The sequence below is a fragment of the Hyalangium ruber genome (assembly GCF_034259325.1).
GTDB lineage: Bacteria > Myxococcota > Myxococcia > Myxococcales > Myxococcaceae > Hyalangium_A > Hyalangium_A rubrum.
In genome coordinates this window covers 181,358-197,696 of sequence record NZ_JAXIVS010000009.1, presented here as the reverse complement: position 1 = coordinate 197,696, position 16,339 = coordinate 181,358, and the positions used below count along the sequence as shown (strand labels likewise).

At 67.9% G+C, this 16,339-nt stretch carries 13 protein-coding genes; 10 read left to right on the top strand and 3 right to left on the bottom strand.

Annotated elements, in window-relative coordinates; translation table 11 throughout:
* Position 1: 1 nt before the first annotated feature.
* Positions 2–3,577 (bottom strand): tetratricopeptide repeat protein, encoded by a 3,576-nt coding sequence (locus SYV04_RS25705; RefSeq protein ID WP_321548534.1) that lies wholly within the window; start codon positions 3,575–3,577, stop codon positions 2–4.
* A gap of 280 nt (positions 3,578–3,857) precedes the next feature.
* Between SYV04_RS25705 and SYV04_RS25700 the strand changes: the two genes are divergently transcribed.
* The 6 genes from SYV04_RS25700 to SYV04_RS25675 all read left to right on the top strand — a co-directional run bounded on the left by SYV04_RS25700 (position 3,858) and on the right by SYV04_RS25675 (position 9,439).
* Complete coding sequence (locus SYV04_RS25700; protein ID WP_321548533.1) at positions 3,858–4,505, top strand: hypothetical protein; 648 nt, start codon at positions 3,858–3,860, stop codon at positions 4,503–4,505.
* Between the two features lie 55 nt (positions 4,506–4,560).
* Entirely contained in the window at positions 4,561–5,514 is a 954-nt protein-coding gene (locus SYV04_RS25695) for an ATP-binding protein (RefSeq protein WP_321548532.1), read from the top strand.
* A gap of 147 nt (positions 5,515–5,661) precedes the next feature.
* Positions 5,662–6,726 (top strand): protein-glutamate methylesterase/protein-glutamine glutaminase, encoded by a 1,065-nt coding sequence (locus tag SYV04_RS25690; RefSeq protein WP_321548531.1) that lies wholly within the window; start codon positions 5,662–5,664, stop codon positions 6,724–6,726.
* A 121-nt stretch (positions 6,727–6,847) separates the two neighbouring features.
* Entirely contained in the window at positions 6,848–7,810 is a 963-nt protein-coding gene (locus tag SYV04_RS25685; protein ID WP_321548530.1) for a TerC/Alx family metal homeostasis membrane protein, read from the top strand.
* A 94-nt stretch (positions 7,811–7,904) separates the two neighbouring features.
* Positions 7,905–8,276 carry a hypothetical protein gene (locus tag SYV04_RS25680; protein WP_321548529.1) on the top strand — a complete coding sequence of 124 codons (372 nt, stop codon included), beginning with the start codon at positions 7,905–7,907 and terminating at the stop codon, positions 8,274–8,276.
* A 68-nt stretch (positions 8,277–8,344) separates the two neighbouring features.
* Positions 8,345–9,439, top strand: coding sequence for a DUF3616 domain-containing protein (locus SYV04_RS25675; RefSeq protein WP_321548528.1), 1,095 nt, complete (start codon positions 8,345–8,347; stop codon positions 9,437–9,439).
* Here SYV04_RS25675 and SYV04_RS25670 read toward each other — a convergent pair.
* Entirely contained in the window at positions 9,402–10,598 is a 1,197-nt protein-coding gene (locus tag SYV04_RS25670; protein WP_321548527.1) for an aspartate kinase, read from the bottom strand. The genes SYV04_RS25675 and SYV04_RS25670 overlap by 38 nt on opposite strands.
* A 167-nt stretch (positions 10,599–10,765) precedes the next feature.
* On the opposite strand from SYV04_RS25670, the gene SYV04_RS25665 reads away from it, so the two are divergent.
* The 4 genes from SYV04_RS25665 to SYV04_RS25650 are packed head-to-tail and all read left to right on the top strand — an operon-like array spanning position 10,766 to position 15,424.
* Complete coding sequence (locus tag SYV04_RS25665; protein WP_321548715.1) at positions 10,766–11,488, top strand: ABC transporter ATP-binding protein; 723 nt, start codon at positions 10,766–10,768, stop codon at positions 11,486–11,488.
* 34 nt (positions 11,489–11,522) lie between these two features.
* A complete protein-coding gene (locus tag SYV04_RS25660; protein WP_321548526.1) occupies positions 11,523–12,326 on the top strand; it encodes an ABC transporter permease in 804 nt (267 codons plus the stop codon).
* A gap of 3 nt (positions 12,327–12,329) precedes the next feature.
* On the top strand, positions 12,330–13,901 hold the full coding sequence (locus SYV04_RS25655) for a GldG family protein (protein ID WP_321548525.1): 1,572 nt from the start codon (positions 12,330–12,332) through the stop codon (positions 13,899–13,901).
* On the top strand, positions 13,898–15,424 hold the full coding sequence (locus SYV04_RS25650) for a DUF4340 domain-containing protein (protein ID WP_321548524.1): 1,527 nt from the start codon (positions 13,898–13,900) through the stop codon (positions 15,422–15,424). Before SYV04_RS25655 ends, SYV04_RS25650 begins: the two co-directional genes overlap by 4 nt.
* A gap of 22 nt (positions 15,425–15,446) precedes the next feature.
* On the opposite strand, the gene SYV04_RS25645 is transcribed toward SYV04_RS25650, so the two are convergent.
* Entirely contained in the window at positions 15,447–16,214 is a 768-nt protein-coding gene (locus SYV04_RS25645) for an SDR family NAD(P)-dependent oxidoreductase (RefSeq protein WP_321548714.1), read from the bottom strand.
* Positions 16,215–16,339: the final 125 nt, after the last annotated feature.

The following is a 16,339-nucleotide window of genomic DNA, read 5'->3' as shown; positions in this document are numbered from 1 at the left end:
ATTAGAGGAAGTCCTCCGGCTCTTCGTCCTCGGCGGACGCCTTCTTGGGCCCCGTGCCTCCCTGGGTGGCAGGGCTCGAGCTCACATCGGTCGCGGTCTGCTCACGCAGCTTGCGGGTCAGGTCCGTGAGATCCTCCTGGATCGCCTCGGTCTTGGCCTGCTGCGCGGCTTCGTCCTGCACCACGGGCGCCGGCACATCCTGGATGGCGGCCAGCAGATCGCCGCCGAGGGCCAGGTCCGCGCCCTTCTTCAGGGCCACCTTCTCCTCATGCACCTCGGGGAACTGCTCCGGGGCGTACGTGGAGCGCAGCATCTTCAGGCTCTCGCGGGTGCAGTCGCTGAAGAAGTCCAGCTCCTGGCTCTTGGCGACCGCGCTGGCGAAGGCCTCGGTGGCCTTCGCCTTGAGGGGCTGGGCCTGGTTGGCGAACTCGTCGCGGATGGCCTGCTCCGTCTCGGGGTCGATACCCGGCGGCATGGGCGCGTTGGTCACCTTGTCGGCGAACTCGTGGTAGGCCAAGCCGATGCGGTGCAGCGCGCAGATGGCGGGCTCGGGCGCGCCGAAGGCCACCGTCTGGATGTACTTCTTCTGCACCACGTCCAGCGCGCGGCTCTTGTCGGCGATGGAGGCCTTGAACTTGTCGGGGCTGGCGGGCTTGCCCCACGACAGGCGCAGGCGCAGGTACTCACGCCAGTCCAGCTCGTTGTTCAGGTAGTGGGCGCGCGCCACCGGGGCCACGGCCGTCTTCTCCAGGCTCTTCTGAACGCGGCTGGGCAGCTCGTCGTAGTACTTGAAGATGCGGCCGTAGAGGCGCGCGGTGTCCTTGGGCTTGCGCAGCTTGTTCTCGAAGAGGTTGGCGATGCGGCCCTCGGCCGTCAGCACCTTGCTGGGCGAGCGGATGTTGTCGCGCTCGTAGTCCTCGAGCATCTTCATGGCCTTGCCGAAGGCGCCGCTCTTCTCGTGCAGCGTCACGATGGACAGGTAGATCTGCTCGGCGTCCTTGGTCTTCGGCCACAGCTCCAGGTAGCGCTCGCGGTTGCGCAGCGCCTGCTTGTACTGGCCCAGACCCTCGCGGTAGGTGGCCGCGTTGAAGAGGGCCACCTGCGCCTTGGCCTCCTCCCACTTCTGCGCCACGACCTTCTCCTCGGGGCCGTTGTCCTTCTTGCCCTTCTTGCTGGGCTTGGCCTTGGCCTTGGGCGCGCCCTTCTCGTTCACGCTGCGCTCGTAGCCCTTCACGTACAGCTCGTACGTGTTGGAGGCCTGCTCGAAGTCGCCGATGGCCTCCAGCGCCTCGGCGTTGGCGTAGATGGAGTCGGGCACGAAGCGGCTGCGCGGGTACTGGGAGATGAGCGCCTGACGCACCTCGATGGCCTTATCCAGCATCTTCGCTTTGAAGTAGTCCACCGAGGCGTTGTAGAGCGCCTGGTCGGCGATGGTCGTCGACGGGAAGTCCTTCACGAAGGTCAGGTAGGCCTCGGCCGCCTTGGCGAACTGCTTCTTCTCCTCGAGCTGGGCCACCAGCGCGAACGAGGACTGCTCGATGAGCTTGGAGAGGTCCTCGCGGAACTTGCCCACCGCCAGCTTGTCGTTGGCGTAGAACTTGCGGGCCCACTCGTTCACCTTCGCGTAGTCCTTCTGCAGGTTGTACGAGTCGAGCACCAGGTTGGCGGCCACCTCGCCCGCACGGTCCCCGTTGTCGAACTTGTGGTCCGGGTGGTTGAGCGCGATGTCGCTGAAGCGCGCCACCGCGTCCTCGAAGTGGTTGTAGCGGTAGTAGATGTTGGCGGCCTTGAAGGAGATCTCCACCCGCTTGTCGCCCTTGGGCAGGTACTTCAGGTAGCGCTCGCACGCATCCAGCAGGCCCTTGCGCGGCTCGGGGATGGCCAGCTTCTGCTTGGCGTCGCCGATGGCGGGCGGCTTGAGGGTGCCCTTCTCCTCGGCGGTCTTCACCACCTCGTCATAGGCGAGCACCGCGTTGTAGGCGGCGTTGGGCAGCCACTTGCCGGGCTTGCCGGGCTTGGGGTTGCCCTTCTCGTCCTTGGCATCCAGGATCTTCGCGTCCTGGAGCACCACGAGGGTGTAGTTGACCGAGGACTTCTCGTAGTTGTTCAGGTTGTCGTTGAGCAACTCCGCCCAGAAGAACCGCATGTCGTACGCCTTGGGGTTCTCGGGGAAGAGCGTGAGGTAGTCGCTGTAGATGGCGTCCGCGTAGCGGAACGTCTCCTCGTCACGCGTCTTCTTGGCCTCGTTGTGCCAGGTGACGGCGAGGTTGGACAGGGTGCGCTCGGCTAGCTCGTTGGCCTCATCCAGCAGCTTCTTGTCCTTGTCCTCCTTGATGATGCCCGAGGACTCCACTTCCTTGGTGATCTTCACCAGGCGGCGCACCTGCGACACCGTGCGCTCCTTGTTGCCCATGCGCAGCACGCAGTCGACGATCTTCGCCTGGAAGCCCGGAGACTCGGGCGACAGCGGCTTCTCCTTGATGAGGGCGTTGAAGGTGATGGCCGCCTCGCGGTCCTTACCGTCGCCGTAATAGAGGTTCGCGAGCTGCTTCATCATCGCGAAGCGGTCCTCGGGCTTGGTGGCGACCTTGCTGAAGTCGTCGCGGGCCTGCATCACGTCGCCCTCGCGGGCGTAGGTGCGCACGTAGTCGGCGCGCGCCTCGCGAACCAGGCTGTTCTTGCCGCTCTTGCCGCCGTCCTTCTCCACCGCGTTGGCGCCGGCCAGCTCGCCGTAGAGCACCACCGTCTTGAACTTGTCCTTCGCCTGGGCGTAATCGCCCATGTTGAAGTAGCACCAGCCCTGCTTGTAGAGGGCGAAGGCGTAGTTCTGGCTCTCGGTGAACTCGGCCGCCTTGGTGTAGGCCTGCAGGGCGCGCTCCAGCTCGGGGCGCTTCCCCTTCGAGTTGTTGAAGTAGTACTCGCCGAAGGCCAGGTACGCGTCCGGCACGTACTTGCTCTTGGGGTGCTTCTCCAGCAGGCGCTTGTAGGCCACCAGGGCCTTCTTGTCCTGGCCGTCCTCCATCAGGAAGTTGCCCAGGAAGAAGAGCACCTCGTCGCTGCGCTCGAACTTCGGGTACTCCTGGATGATCTTCGTGTACTGCTCGACCGCGTAGCGTCCGTACTCCTTGGACTTGGCGGTCAGCTCCGCCTTCTCCGCCTTGGCGCGCTGCTGGGCCGCGGAGTCATTGCGGTTCATCGCCTTGATGAGGTCGTCGTCCTTCCGGTTCGCCTCGAACTCGAAGAACTTCGACTCCTCCCAGTAGAGCTCGCCCAGGCGGAACAGCAGGCTGGGCTGCTCGGCCTGGTCGGCCGACAGGGCGATGATCTTCCGAAGCGACTCGATCTGCTCGCGTCGCTTGGATGCCACCTGCACCTCCACTCCCAGTCGGAACTGGTCGTACTGGAGGGCCGGGGCATCGGCTTCCTTGTCCTTCTTGCGGGAGATGTCGCCCGCGAGGGACTTGTCAATGGTGGTGGCCGACTTCTTGCCGAGGTCAGCCTCACGAGGCGTTTTCTTGCCCTGGGCGGCAGCCGTGGAGGCCACCACCAAGAGACCGATGAGGAGCGAGCGACGCATGGCTCTCCTATGCAGAAGCATCCGGTCTTGAACGCTTGCCTGTCGGGCAAGTAGCCGGGACTCTTTAGGAATTTCCATTCGAGGGGCGCCACTATGCGCAGGCTCTTTGGGGTCGGTCAACTGAACCTGCTCGGCCGCTTCTGATCCGGAGCGCCCCCCGAAAAACTTCCAGAACGGCTGTGCGGAATGCGTTGGGTAGGCTGCCATGTCGGTCCCCCAGGGTATGGGAGGGGTAGCGCTTGTCTGCCTGGCTGCTCTACCCTTCAATGCGTTCCGACTCATGAGCCTCCTGCCCGAAGGCGCCAGCTTCGAAGAGCTGGTGCAGGACTATTTTCTCGCGGTGCGCGGCGGGGGGCTGATGCTCTCCGCCCTGGACACCGAGCTTCTGACGTCTTGGGCCCGCCAAGGCGTTCCCTATGAGGTGGTGGCCCGAGGCATCACCCGCTCCGCGGAGAAGGCCCTGTGGGACGCGCGGCCCGGAGAGCCGGTGCTGCGCAGCCTGCGCGCCTGCAAGCGCCAGGTGGAGGCGGAGATCAAGAAGTACCTGGATCGGAGCGCGGGCGCGGGAGAGGCCCCCGCTGAGCGCCGCCGGAGCCGCACCTGGGAGGAGACGCGGCACGCTCGCTTGAGGGCCACACTGGAGCAGCTGGCCGAGCGACGTCCCGAGCTGTCCCCACGGGTAGGGCAACTGCTGGAGACAGTGCTCGCCTCGGTGCCTGCTGAGCCAGCGCGGTTGGACCTGCAGGAGGCCCTGACGTTCCTGGGACTGCTGCGTGCCCTGCCCTTCGCCGAGCGCTCGCGGCTGTGGCGGGAGTCTCGGGCCGAAGGCGCGGAGGGAGGGGGCATGTCCTCGCGCTCGCGGCGGCTGTCCCGGCGCTTCCGGCTGATGGCGCTCGTACGGCGCGCGCTGGAGATGAAAGAGGTCTAGGGAGATGGGAACACCTGAACGTTTGCCCAGCGGGCTGGCTGGCGGTGGGGCTGCTATGGATCGCGGCGACATGGGGATCAAGGGCAGCGGCGGTGCGTGCGGGGTGTGCGGGGGGCGGACTTACGTCATCGAGCGGCAGGGAGACCGGGCGCATGCGCGCATCTGCGCGTGCTCCGCCGAGTGCAGCGTGTGCGGTGGGCGGGGGCACCTGCTCGTCCAACGCGAGGAGACCTTCAGCAAGAAGGTCGGGACTCGGAAGTACGAGGTGCTGGCGCCCTGCGCCTGTACCCTGCGCACCAAGCGCGTGGCCCGCTACAACGAGGTGGGCATGCCCGGTGTGGTGGCCCACGCGGGCTTCGACAACTTCCGCCCCGCCAAGCCGGAGCAGGATCGAGCCCGGAGCGTGGCGATGCACTTCGCCCACCACTTCGACAAGGCGGGCCCCAACAAGGGCTTCGTCCTGAGCGGGCCGGTGGGCACGGGCAAGACGCACCTGCTGGGCGCCACGCTGGCGCACCTGGTGCTCGAGGTGGGCGTGCAGGCCCGCTACGTGGAGATCTCCCTGCTCTACGCCACCATCCGTCGCGGCTTCCAGGAGGGCCGCAGCGGTGGGGAGATCATCGGTCCCCTGTCCGAGGTGGAGGTGCTGGCCATCGACGAGCTGGGAAAGGGCCGCGGCAGCCCCTTCGAGATGGAGACGCTCGATGAGCTGATCGCCCGGCGCTACAACGCCCACCGCACCACCCTGTTCGCGACGAACTACTCGCTCGCCTACGAGCGCAAGAACGTGCGCACGGTGTCCGGCTACCACGCCACCGAGGACACCAAGCACGCGGTGCGCGAGGCGGAGCTGCTGCGCGAGCGCGTGGGCGAGCGCATCTACAGCCGGCTGTGCGAGATGTGTACCTTCGTGGAGCTGCCCAAGGACACGCCGGATCGGCGGCACGCGCGCCAGGAGATGGAGTCGCGCACCCAGCCCCCTCCGGCGGGGATGCGAGCGAGCCGCTGAGGCGCCTGACTCCCCTCGCGAGGGGAGTCATCCCTGACTCTGGGGGCCCGGAAAGCCCTGAGCAGGCTTGGTGGACAGGCTTACCGTATTACCCGGGTTTTCGGAGCCCCCCGGCTCGCGCTACGCTGGGAACCTAGACCTTAGGCCATGGCTCCCATCCGTATCCTGGTGGCGGACAATTCAGCGGTCGCCCGGAGGGAGATCTCCCAGATGCTCGGGGCAGACCCCGATCTGGACGTGGTGGCGACCGCCTCCACGGGCCGGATCACGCTCGAGCGCGTGGGGCAGCTCCATCCGGACGTGCTGGTGCTGGAGCTGGCGATCCCGGACCTGAGTGGGATGGATGTGCTCAAGGCGCTGCGCAAGCAGGCCCCTTCCCTGCCGGTGCTGGTGTTCAGCGCCCTGACGGAGAGCGCCGGCAACCTCACGCTGGACGCGCTGGCGCTGGGTGCCAGCGACTACATCACCAAGCCTTCGTCCGGGGGCACTCCTGTCCTGGAGCGGGCCCGCGAGCAGCTCATCGCGAAGATCAAGGCGCTGCACGCGCGCAGCCGGCAGGAGCCGCAGCCCGCCATCGCCCCACGTGGGATTCCCGAGCCTCCGAAGGTGCAGCCCCGGCTGCCCCGCGTGGCGGTGGTGGCGATCGGCGCTTCGACGGGCGGCCCCAACATGCTGACGGAGGTGCTCTCTGAGTTCCCGGCCGACTTCCCGGTACCCGTGCTCATCACCCAGCACATGCCGCCAGTCTTCACGAAGCTGTTCGCCGAGCGCCTGAACACGGTCTGCCGGCTCCAGGTGCGCGAGGCCACGCCCGGGGAGATGGTGCGCGCCGGGCAGATCTGGATCGCTCCCGGGGACTACCACCTGACGGTCGTCCGGGACGGGCCCATGGTGCGGCTGGCCACGCATCAGGGGCCGCCGGAGAACTCCTGCCGCCCGGCGGTGGACGTGCTCTTCCGTTCGGCCGCCACGGTCTACGGCTCGGGCGTGCTGGCCGTGGTGATGACGGGCATGGGCCAGGACGGGCTGAAGGGCTGTCAGGCCGTGAACCAGGTCAGTGGGCAGCTCATGGTCCAGGATCCAAATACCTGCATCATCGGGAGCATGCCTCGGGCGGTCATCCAGGCCGGGCTGTCTCCGCAGGTGGTCCCCCTGCACGACCTGGGCGCGGAGATCGTCCGGCGCGCCACGCGCATCCCTCCTCCCATCTAGTAAGCCCGGCCCCTCGGAGAGCAGGCAGGGAGGGCAGCGCGAGCCCACCCATGCATACCTTCCTCGCATCGCCCCCCAGCAAGGGGCTGCACGGTGGGAGATGGAGATCCAGGTTCCAACCTTGGCGTGGGTCGGGTTCGGCGCCCTCGTCCTGGTCCTGCTCGTCGTTGACCTGCTCGCCCACCGCAAGAAGCATGGTGAGTCGAAGCGCAGCGCCATCGCCTGGAGCGTCGGCTGGATCGCGCTCGGGTTGGGCTTCAGCTTCTTCGTCTGGCGTGCGTACGGCAGCCAGGCCGCGCATGAGTACCTGGGCGCCTGGCTCATCGAGAAGAGCCTGAGCCTCGACAACCTCTTCGTCTTCCTCGTCATCTTCCGCAGCCTCTCGGTCCCCGAGGACGAACAGCGGCGGGTGCTCTTCTGGGGCATCTTCGGAGCGCTGGTGTTCCGGGCCCTCTTCATCTTCGCCGGCGTGGAGGCGCTGCAGCGCTGGCATGCTGTCGTCTACGTCTTCGGCTTCATCCTGCTCTTCACCGCCTTCCGCGTCGCGCGCGAGGATCCCGCGGAGAAGCGCGACAGCAAGCTGGTGCATTGGCTCGCGCGACGGCTGCCCGTGACAACCGTGGTCGAAGGCGCGCGGTTCATCGTGCGGCGCGATGGACGCCGCGTAGCGACTCCCCTCCTGGTGGCGCTGATCGCCATCGAGCTCACCGACATCGCGTTCGCCGTGGACTCGGTGCCCGCCGCGCTCGCGGTGAGCCATGAGCCCTTCATCGTCTACACCTCGAACGTGTTCGCCATCCTCGGCCTGCGGGCCCTGTACATCGCGCTGGCGCACGTGATTACGGAGCTGCGCTATCTGCACTACGGCCTCGCCGCCGTGCTGGCGTTCGCGGGATTGAAGATGATCGTTCCCGATCATTGGATCCACGTGCCGCCGCTCGTCTCGGTGGCGGTCATCGTCGGATGTATCGGCACCGCGGTCATCGCGAGCCTCCAGGCGCGGGCCCGGCAACGCCGCCGACAGCCCGCTCCGCCCAAAGGCCCCGGCTCTTCCACCGTGGACCCGCGCGAGGCCCACGTCTGAGCGTCGCCGCCCGCCGAGGCTCCCGGTGATGGCTCGGTCGCCTTCCGTTGCGCCCGGCCCCGGCAAGGTGAAGGTTTGGGGTATGAATGCGCGCATGACGCACGGTTTCCGAGGTGGTGCGGTGCTGGCCCTGGGCCTGCTGGGGGCCTGCGCCACCGGACAGCGCGAGGTGCGCGACGAGGGCCTCGCCCGCATCGAGGAGTCCATGCGGCCAGAGGCCCACCCCGATGTCATTCCCGAGGGCATCTCTTTGGGGCTCGACGCTCCCCCGCTCGCTCTCCCGGAGCCCGAGGTGGCGCAACGGGCGTGGGTGGACTCCTCGGAGACGGCGTTCCCGGCGCCGGGCTCGGGGTACTGGGTGGCGCCCTGGGTCTTCCCCGCGCCCGTCTTCGGGCCGAACCCCGGCACGGTTCGCTTCCACATCGAGGCCCGGCCTGGCGGCACCATTCCCGGCCTGCTGCCTTGAAGCGGTAGTCCCTCTCCTGCCGCTGTGCTAGCGGGGACGCTCGCACCCGCTTCCGGAGGTGAAGAGTCGTGCCGAGGTCCGCGTATCGCATCCAGGGGTTCCCCGCGCTGCTCGCAGGTCTGTTCCTCCTGAGCCTCGGTTGCGGAACGCGTAGCGCGCATGCGCCGGGTCCCAGCGCTCCTGGCTCAGAGGCCTCGGGGCTCGCGACGCTCGTCTTCGAGGGAGGCTGTGACGCCTCGGGCGCCGTGGCCCTGGAAGGGGGCCGGTTCATCGTGGGCGATGACGAGGACAACATCCTCCGGGTCTACGACGGCCGCCGTGGAGGCAAGCCCCTCTACAGCGTGGACCTGTCTCCCCATCTCGAGCTGCCCGCCAAGAAGCGGCCTCCCGAGGTCGACATCGAGGCGGCCACCGAGCTGGGCGCTCTCGACTTCTGGCTCTCGTCCCACGGCCGCAACAGCTCCGGCAAGGAGCAGCCGAGCCGCTTCCGGCTCTTCGCCACCACGCCTCCGAAGGAAGGAACGCCCCTGCAGTTCGCGGGACGGCCCTACACGCAGTTGCTGGAGGACCTGCTCGCGGACCCGCGGCTGGGCTCGCTGGGGCTCGCCGAGGCCTCGAAGCTCGCTCCCAAGGAACAAGGCGGGCTCAACATCGAAGGCATGACGGCGATGCCGGATGGCAACTCCCTGCTCATCGGCTTCCGCAACCCCAGGCCCCAGGGCAAGGCGCTCGCCATCCCCGTGCTCAACCCCAAGGAGATCATCGAGCAGGGCCAGGCGGCCCGCTTCGGCCCGCCGACGCTGCTGGACCTCCAGGGGCTGGGCATCCGCTCGCTCTCGTGGTGGCGCGGGCGCTACCTCATCATCGCGGGAGCCGTCGCCAGCGAGGCCTCCTCCCGGCTGTTCACGTGGCGCGGCGGTGACGACGCCCCTGTGCCCGTCTCTGCGGCGGACTTCACCGGCCTCAACCCCGAGGCCTTCGTCTCCCCCGAGGACCAGGAGGAGATCCTCGTGCTGAGCGACGACGGGACGGCCCTGCTCGACGGCGTCGAGTGCAAGCGCCTGAAGGACCCGTCCCTCAAGCGCTTCCGTGGGGTGTGGATGCGGCTTCCGGAGGACTCCGGTGTCACGTCCCCAGAAACTCGCGGTGCAAACGGGCCGTGAGCGGCTTGAGGTGGTTCTTGTCCACTAGCAACGAGAGCTGCAGCGGCGAGGTGTGGACCGCGTGGACCTTCGCGCCCAGCTGCTCCGCGGCCAGCACCGCCCGGTGCAGGTAGGACCAGTCCGCGTTGATGCCGGCGCCCACGCAGGTGACGGTGCCCACCTGCTCCTGCAGGGACACCGCATCCCCGAAGCGCACGCTCAGGTCCTTGCGCAGGACGTCCAGCCCATGCACGTCCTGCAGCGGCACCGCGATGTAGACCCTTGGCTCCCGGCCCAGCAGTCCATCGCAGCTCAGCGCCCGCCCGCGCACGCCCCGCGCGTCGAGGAACTCGAGCAGCTCCGGCAGCCGCACCCGCTCCGAGGCCGCCGACAGCACCGCCATCTCCTGCTCCGCCGTCACGCCTTTGACGCGGGTGTCGGAGCCCACCGACAGCTCCTGGATGGCCGTGCCCGTGCCCTGTGCGTGGGCCGTGCGGGCCATGATGACGATGCCCTTGGCCTTGGCGAACTCCACCGCCTGGGCGTTGAGCACCTTGGCGCCCGCGCTGGCCAGCTCCTGCATCTCGTCATACGAGAGCGACTCCAGCTTGCGCGCGTCCGGCACCACCCGAGGGTCCGCGCTGAAGATGCCGTCCACGTCGGAGTAAATCTCACACGCCTCCGCCTCGAGCGCCGCCGCCAGCGCCACCGCCGTGGTGTCCGAGCCGCCACGCCCCAGCGTCGTCACCTCCTTCTTATAGGAGACGCCCTGGTAGCCGGCGACGATGACCACCTTGCCCCGCTCCAGCTCCTCGAAGAGGCGGTAGGGGCGCACCTCGACGATGCGCGCCTGCGAGTGCGTGTCGTTGGTGATGATGCCGCTCTGGCTGCCGGTGAAGCTGATGGCCGACACCCCCTGCTCCTGCAGCGCCATGGACAAGAGCGCCATGGAGATGCGCTCGCCACAGGTGAGCAGCATGTCCAGCTCGCGCCGGGGCGGGTCCGGCGACACCTGCTTGGCCAGCGCCAGCAGCTCGTCCGTGGTGTCTCCCATGGCGGAGACCACCACCACCACCTGGTAGCCCGACTCGCGCTTCGCCTTCACGCGCTGGGCCACCTTGCGAATCTTCTCCACATCGGCGACCGAGGAGCCGCCGTACTTCTGCACCACGATTGGCATAACCGCCTCGCTACCCTGTTGGGCGTGGCCGGAGAACCACACCGAGAAGCTCTCATGCAGGACGCTGGCCAACCCCGGGAACACGCCTGCCGCCCGAGCGGCCGACTTCTTGACACGGCCTGTAGCCTTTGGTCGAAGACTTCCGCGAAGGAGCCTTCCCCATGCCGATGATTGAGGTCCAGAACCTCACGAAGCGCTACCGAGACCGGGTTGCCATCGATGGCCTCTCCTTCACCGTGAATGAAGGGGAGATCCTCGGCTTCCTGGGGCCCAACGGAGCAGGCAAGTCCACGACGATGAAGATCCTCACCGGGTTCCTGCCGCCGTCGGCGGGCATGGCCCGGGTGGCGGGCTTCGACGTCTTCGAGCAGCCCCTGGAGGTGAAGCGGCGCATCGGCTACCTGCCGGAGACTCCGCCGCTCTACCCGGAGATGACCGTCCACGGGTACCTGAAGTTCGTGGCCTCGCTGAAGCGGCTGCCGGGCCACGCGGTGAAGGCCGAGGTGGAGCGGGTGGCGGGCCTCACCGGGGTGACGGATGTGCTGGGGCGCATCATCCAGAACCTCTCCAAGGGCTACAAGCAGCGCGTCGGCATCGCCCAGGCGCTCCTGGGCTCGCCGCCGGTGCTCATCCTGGACGAGCCCACCGAGGGCCTCGACCCCGCCCAGCGCGCCGAGGTCCGCGCCCTCATCAAGGGCCTGGCCGGCAAGCACACCCTCATCCTCTCCACGCACATCCTGCCGGAGGTGACGATGACGTGTGAGAAGGTGCTCATCATCAACCAGGGGAAGATGGTCGCCTACGACGAGATCCGGAAGCTGGCCTCGGTACACGGCCAGGCCGAGAACGTCTCGCTCGAGGAGATCTTCATCAAGCTGACCGCCGCCTGAGCGGCGCCCCCGCGACTGTCGAGAGGATTTCCCCATGCGTACCGCCTTGGCGATTGCTCGCAAGGAGCTGTCCATCTACTTCACCACCCCGTGGGCCTACGCGGTGTTCACGGCGATCGTGGCCATCACCTCGTTCTTCTTCATGGGCCTGCTGCAGAGCTTCCAGCAAGCCCAGGAGTGGGCGCAGTCGGTCGGCTGGAACCAGCTCCCCCCGGAGTTGAGCGCCTACCGCAACCTCACCGACGGCGTCGTCGTCCAGCTCTGGGGCAGCATCCTCATCATCACCCTCTTCGTGGCGCCCTTCCTCTCCATGCGGCTGTTCGCCGAGGAGAAGCGCAACAAGACGTTCGAGCTGCTGATGACCACGCCGGTGCGCCCCATCGAGCTGGTGCTGGGCAAGTACCTGGGCGGGCTGGGCATCATCTCCACGGCGCTGGGGCTGACCATCGTCTTCCCGCTCACCCTGTCGGCCTTCGGGGCGAGCGAGTCGGGCGTGGTGCTGGAGTGGCCCACCGTGCTGCTGGGCTACGGCGGGGTGCTGCTGTGGGGCGCCACCTGCATGGCGGTGGGCATGTTCATCTCCTCGCTCACCGAGAGCCAGATGGTGGCCGCGCTGCTCACCTTCGTGGTGCTGCTGCCGTGGATGCTGCTGCGCACCCTGGCCCAGGGCACCGAGGAGCCGATGCGCTCCTTCATCGGCTACCTGGCCTTCGACTCCCAGCTCCAGAACCTGCTCCAGGGCGTGCTGGACCTGAAGGCGCTGGTGTTCTTCCTCTCCGTCATCTTCTTCTCGCTGCTGCTCACCCACCGCACCGTGGAAGCGCAGCGCTGGGCGTAAGGCATGAAGACCTCCCATCTCGGCAAGATCCTCGGTGCGTTCGGACTGCTGCTGCTGCTGTCGAGCCCTGCCACGCTCTTCTTCACCTCGGGCTCGCTGGTGCTCACCGCCACCAAGGCCGTCCTGGGCCTGGCGCTGCTGGCCGCGTACTTCGCCACCAACTTCAAGCAGTTCGGACAGTTCGCCTCGCGCCGCTCCAGCTTCTTCTTCGGTACCACGGTGCTGCTGGCGGTGGTGACGCTGTGCGGGCTGCTGACCGTCAACTACATCGCCTTCAAGAAGAACAAGAGCTGGGACCTGACGAAGCAGAAGATCTTCACGCTGGCGCCCCAGACGAGCGCCACGCTCACCGGGCTCAAGGACAAGGTCCGCGCCATTGGCTTCCTGCCCGCCAGCCACCCCGGCTACGACACGCTGGAGCAGCTCTTCCAGCGCTACGCCGCCGAGGCGCCCGAGAAGTTCGAGTACAGCTTCAAGGATCCGCGCCGCAACCCGGACCTCGCGGCGAAGTACCAGCTCAAGGAGGGACAGGCGACGGTAGTGCTGGTGCGCGGCGAGGGCGCCAACGAGGCGCACACCACCCTGGGCATCATCTCCGAGCAGGAGCTGACCAACGCCCTCATCAAGCTCAGCTCGGTGGGCTCGCAGAAGGTGTACTTCCTCTCTGGCCACGGGGAGTGGCCGCTGGAGCAGGAGGCCGGCACGCCGAAAGACCCGGGCGCCAGCCTCTCCGAGTTCCGCAAGCAGCTGCTCCAGGAGGGCTACACCTCCGAGGAGCTCAACCTCGCCGGAAAGAAGGAGGTCCCACGGGACGCCGCGCTGCTCATCCTCGCCGGCGCGAAGACGCCCTACACGGCGCCGGAGGCCGAGGCCCTGGGCACGTACCTCGCGTCGGGAGGACGAATGCTCTACTTCGCGGAGGCGGGCGTGGAGGCCGGCCTGGACGCGCTGCTGTCCGAGCACGGCGTGGAGGTGGACAAGGGCATCGTCGCCGATCCGCAGTTCAACAGCGGCAACCCCTTCGTCATCGTCTCCCTGTTCTACGGCAAGCACGAGCTGACGGCGCCGCTGCAGCAGCGCAAGCTCAACATCGAGTTCCCCGTCGCGCGCAGCCTCACGGTGCTGCGCCAGGGCATGGCTCCCGGAGTCCGCGCCGAGGCCGTGGTGCTCACCTCCCCCTATGCCTGGGTGGAGACTACTCCAGAGGCGGACGCCTCCTTCACCGACGGCGAGAAGTCCGGCCAGCTCACCCTGGTGGCCGCCGTCACCCGGGACACCCGGGACGCACAGGACAAGCGCTTCGATGAGGCGCGCATGGTGGTGGTGGGTGACTCGGAGATCCTCCTGGACCCGAACTGGGGCCACGAGGCCAACCGCAACCTGGTGATGAACGCCCTGGCCTGGGCGACGAAGCAGGTGGAGAAGATCACCATCCGCCCGCCGGACCGTGAGGTGTCCACGCTGCAGATGGACCGCGTCATGCTGGAGCGCATCCGCTTCGTGTCCACCGACCTGCTGCCCCTGTCCCTGATGGGCCTGGGGCTGGCCATCTGGCTGACGAGGCGCAACAAGTGAAACAGACCGAGAAGAACCTGGTCATCCTGCTCGCCCTCACCGTCATCAGCGGGGGACTCGCCCTCTATGCGTACTTCGGCGTGATGAAGCCGGAGACCGCCGAGCTCGAGCGCATGGAGCAGCACGAGAAGATCTTCGCCACGCCCGAGCCTGACGAGGCCACGAAGGATGGCGGCACCGCGGCGCTCGTCTTCACGCAGCTCAGCGTGCAGGCCAAGGGCGTCACCGCGACGCTGGAGCGGCAGGGGGAGACCTGGCGCCTCACCTCTCCGGTGTCGGCCAAGGCGGAGAAGTGGGTGGTGGACGCCATCACCAGCCAGCTCCAGTCCGCGAAGTTCAAGACCACCGTGGATGAGGCCCCCACCGACGCGGACCTGGAGAAGTACGGCCTGAAACCGCCCGTCTTCATGGTGACGGCGAAGGCCTACGCCCCGGATGCCTCCGGCGGTGGGAAGGAGGATCCCGCGCGCCAGCGCACGGTGACGCTGTACGGCGGCATCGAGAACACCTTCGACGGCTCGGTGTACGTGCGCCGCGAGGGGGACGCGCGCGTGTACGCCGCGGAAGGCTCGGTGCGCTACGCGCTGGAGAAGGACATCTATGCCCTGCGCGACAAGGAGTTCCTGGGGCTGGACCCAACCCACGTGCAGGCCCTCGACGTGACGGCGAAGACAGGCGCCTATGCGCTGGAGCGAGAGGCGACTGGTTCCTGGCGGCTGACGAAGCCCTCGGCCCAGCGCGCGGATGCGGACCGGGTCAAGCGGCTGATCCAGTCGCTGAAGGACCAGCGGGCCCTCGCCTTTCCCACGGACTCGGCCGAGGAGCGGACGAAGCTGGGGCTGGACACCCCCCTGGTGGATGCTCGTTTCACCCTGACCTCGGGAGAGCCGGTGCGCGTGCGCTTCTCCCTGAAGCAGGACGCGACGGGCACGAAGGTGTACGCGTTGCGCGAGCAGGGCTCGAATGTGTTGCTCGCGGAGATGCCGGAAGCCGTGCTCCACCTGCTGGATGTCAACCTGGCGGAGCTGCGCGACAAGACGGTGCTCGCCTTCCGCATCGAGGACGTGAAGCGCCTCGTCATCCACCCGGGCGGCAGTGCGGCGCCCATCGTCCTGGCTCACATGAACCCCGATGCCGGGACGCTGGATGGCTGGCGGGTGCAGGCGCCCCAGGCCGGCATGGCCCAGGTGTTGAAAGTGGCCTCGCTGCTCAAGACCCTGCACACGCTCAAGGCGTCCGCCTACGGCGAGGCCAAGCCGAAGAAGTGGGAGACCTACGGCATCACCGAGTCCTCACGCGGGGTCTCGCTGCTGGATGCGAGCGGCAAGGAGCTGGCGCGGCTGTGGATCGGCAGCGAGGTGCTGGACAAGATGGGGACGGTCTATGTCCGTGGCGCCGGCACCGAGGTCATGGAGGTCGATTCGGCCCGGCTGTCCGAGCTGCCCTCCCGTCCCGAGGATGTGATGGAGGCCGCACCGGCCGCTTCCGCAACGGATGCGGGCTCACCGGTCGCCCAGCCCTGAGCCAGGCACACAGGGCGCGGCTTCAGAACGCGCGCCCCTGTCCACCATCCACGGGGAGCGTGGCTCCCGTCACCCAGCGTGCTCTCTCCGAGCAGAGGAAGGCGACCACGTCCGCCACCTCCTCGGGAGCGCCGAAGCGGCCCCAGGGAATCTCCTCGCGCAGCATCTTCTCCACCTTCTCGGGCTGGGCCTTCTGGCGCCGGTCCCAGCTCCCGCCAGGAAAGAAGATGGAGCCGGGGGCAACACCATTGACGCGGATGCGGTAGCGGGCCAGGTCGACGGCCATCTCCTTGGTGAGCGCCGTGAGCCCGGACTTCGCGGCGGTGTAGGGAGCGCTGGAGGCATACTCGCGGCCGTAGATGGAGTTGATGTGGACGATGCAGCCGCCCCGCTCGCGCATCCGCGCCACGGCGTGCTGGCTGCACCAGACGGCCGCCATGAGGTTGCGGTCCAGCACGTCCTTCCACTGGACGGCGGTGGCCTGCTCGAACGAGCCCGCCCCCCCGCTCCCCCCGACGTTGTTCACGAGGATGTCCAGCGCGCCAAAAGCCCGCGCCGCCGCCTCCACCGCGGCCGCCGCGCCCTCGGGGGTGGCGACATCTCCCACCACCGTGGCCACCTCGGCGCCCGCCGCGCGCAGCTCCTCGGCCGCCTGATCCAGCGCCTCAACGCCCCGGGCGCTCAGACATACCCGCGCACCCTCGCGCACCAACGCCGCGGCGATGGCGCGCCCGATGCCACGACTGCTGCCCGTGATCAGCGCCGCCTTGCCCTTGAGTTCCAGGTCCATGCCGCGCGTTCTACCCTGGACGACCCGCGTCATGCGCTTGCCCGCTTGCCCTCCTGGCCCCCACGCCCCTGGCTCCGAATACGCGAAAAGTCCGGGAGTCGACTACACTGCCGCGGCACTTCGGA

What these genes read in the sequence shown, in the direction of transcription:
- SYV04_RS25705 (WP_321548534.1), bottom strand. Translation starts at nt 3,577, where the DNA reads ATGCGTCGCTCGCTCCTCATCGGTCTCTTGGTGGTGGCCTCCACGGCT.
- SYV04_RS25700 (WP_321548533.1), top strand. Translation starts at nt 3,858, where the DNA reads ATGAGCCTCCTGCCCGAAGGCGCCAGCTTCGAAGAGCTGGTGCAGGAC.
- SYV04_RS25695 (WP_321548532.1), top strand. Translation starts at nt 4,561, where the DNA reads ATGGATCGCGGCGACATGGGGATCAAGGGCAGCGGCGGTGCGTGCGGG.
- SYV04_RS25690 (WP_321548531.1), top strand. Translation starts at nt 5,662, where the DNA reads ATGGCTCCCATCCGTATCCTGGTGGCGGACAATTCAGCGGTCGCCCGG.
- SYV04_RS25680 (WP_321548529.1), top strand. Translation starts at nt 7,905, where the DNA reads ATGACGCACGGTTTCCGAGGTGGTGCGGTGCTGGCCCTGGGCCTGCTG.
- SYV04_RS25670 (WP_321548527.1), bottom strand. Translation starts at nt 10,598, where the DNA reads ATGCCAATCGTGGTGCAGAAGTACGGCGGCTCCTCGGTCGCCGATGTG.
- SYV04_RS25665 (WP_321548715.1), top strand. Translation starts at nt 10,766, where the DNA reads ATGATTGAGGTCCAGAACCTCACGAAGCGCTACCGAGACCGGGTTGCC.
- SYV04_RS25660 (WP_321548526.1), top strand. Translation starts at nt 11,523, where the DNA reads ATGCGTACCGCCTTGGCGATTGCTCGCAAGGAGCTGTCCATCTACTTC.
- SYV04_RS25655 (WP_321548525.1), top strand. Translation starts at nt 12,330, where the DNA reads ATGAAGACCTCCCATCTCGGCAAGATCCTCGGTGCGTTCGGACTGCTG.
- SYV04_RS25645 (WP_321548714.1), bottom strand. Translation starts at nt 16,214, where the DNA reads ATGGACCTGGAACTCAAGGGCAAGGCGGCGCTGATCACGGGCAGCAGT.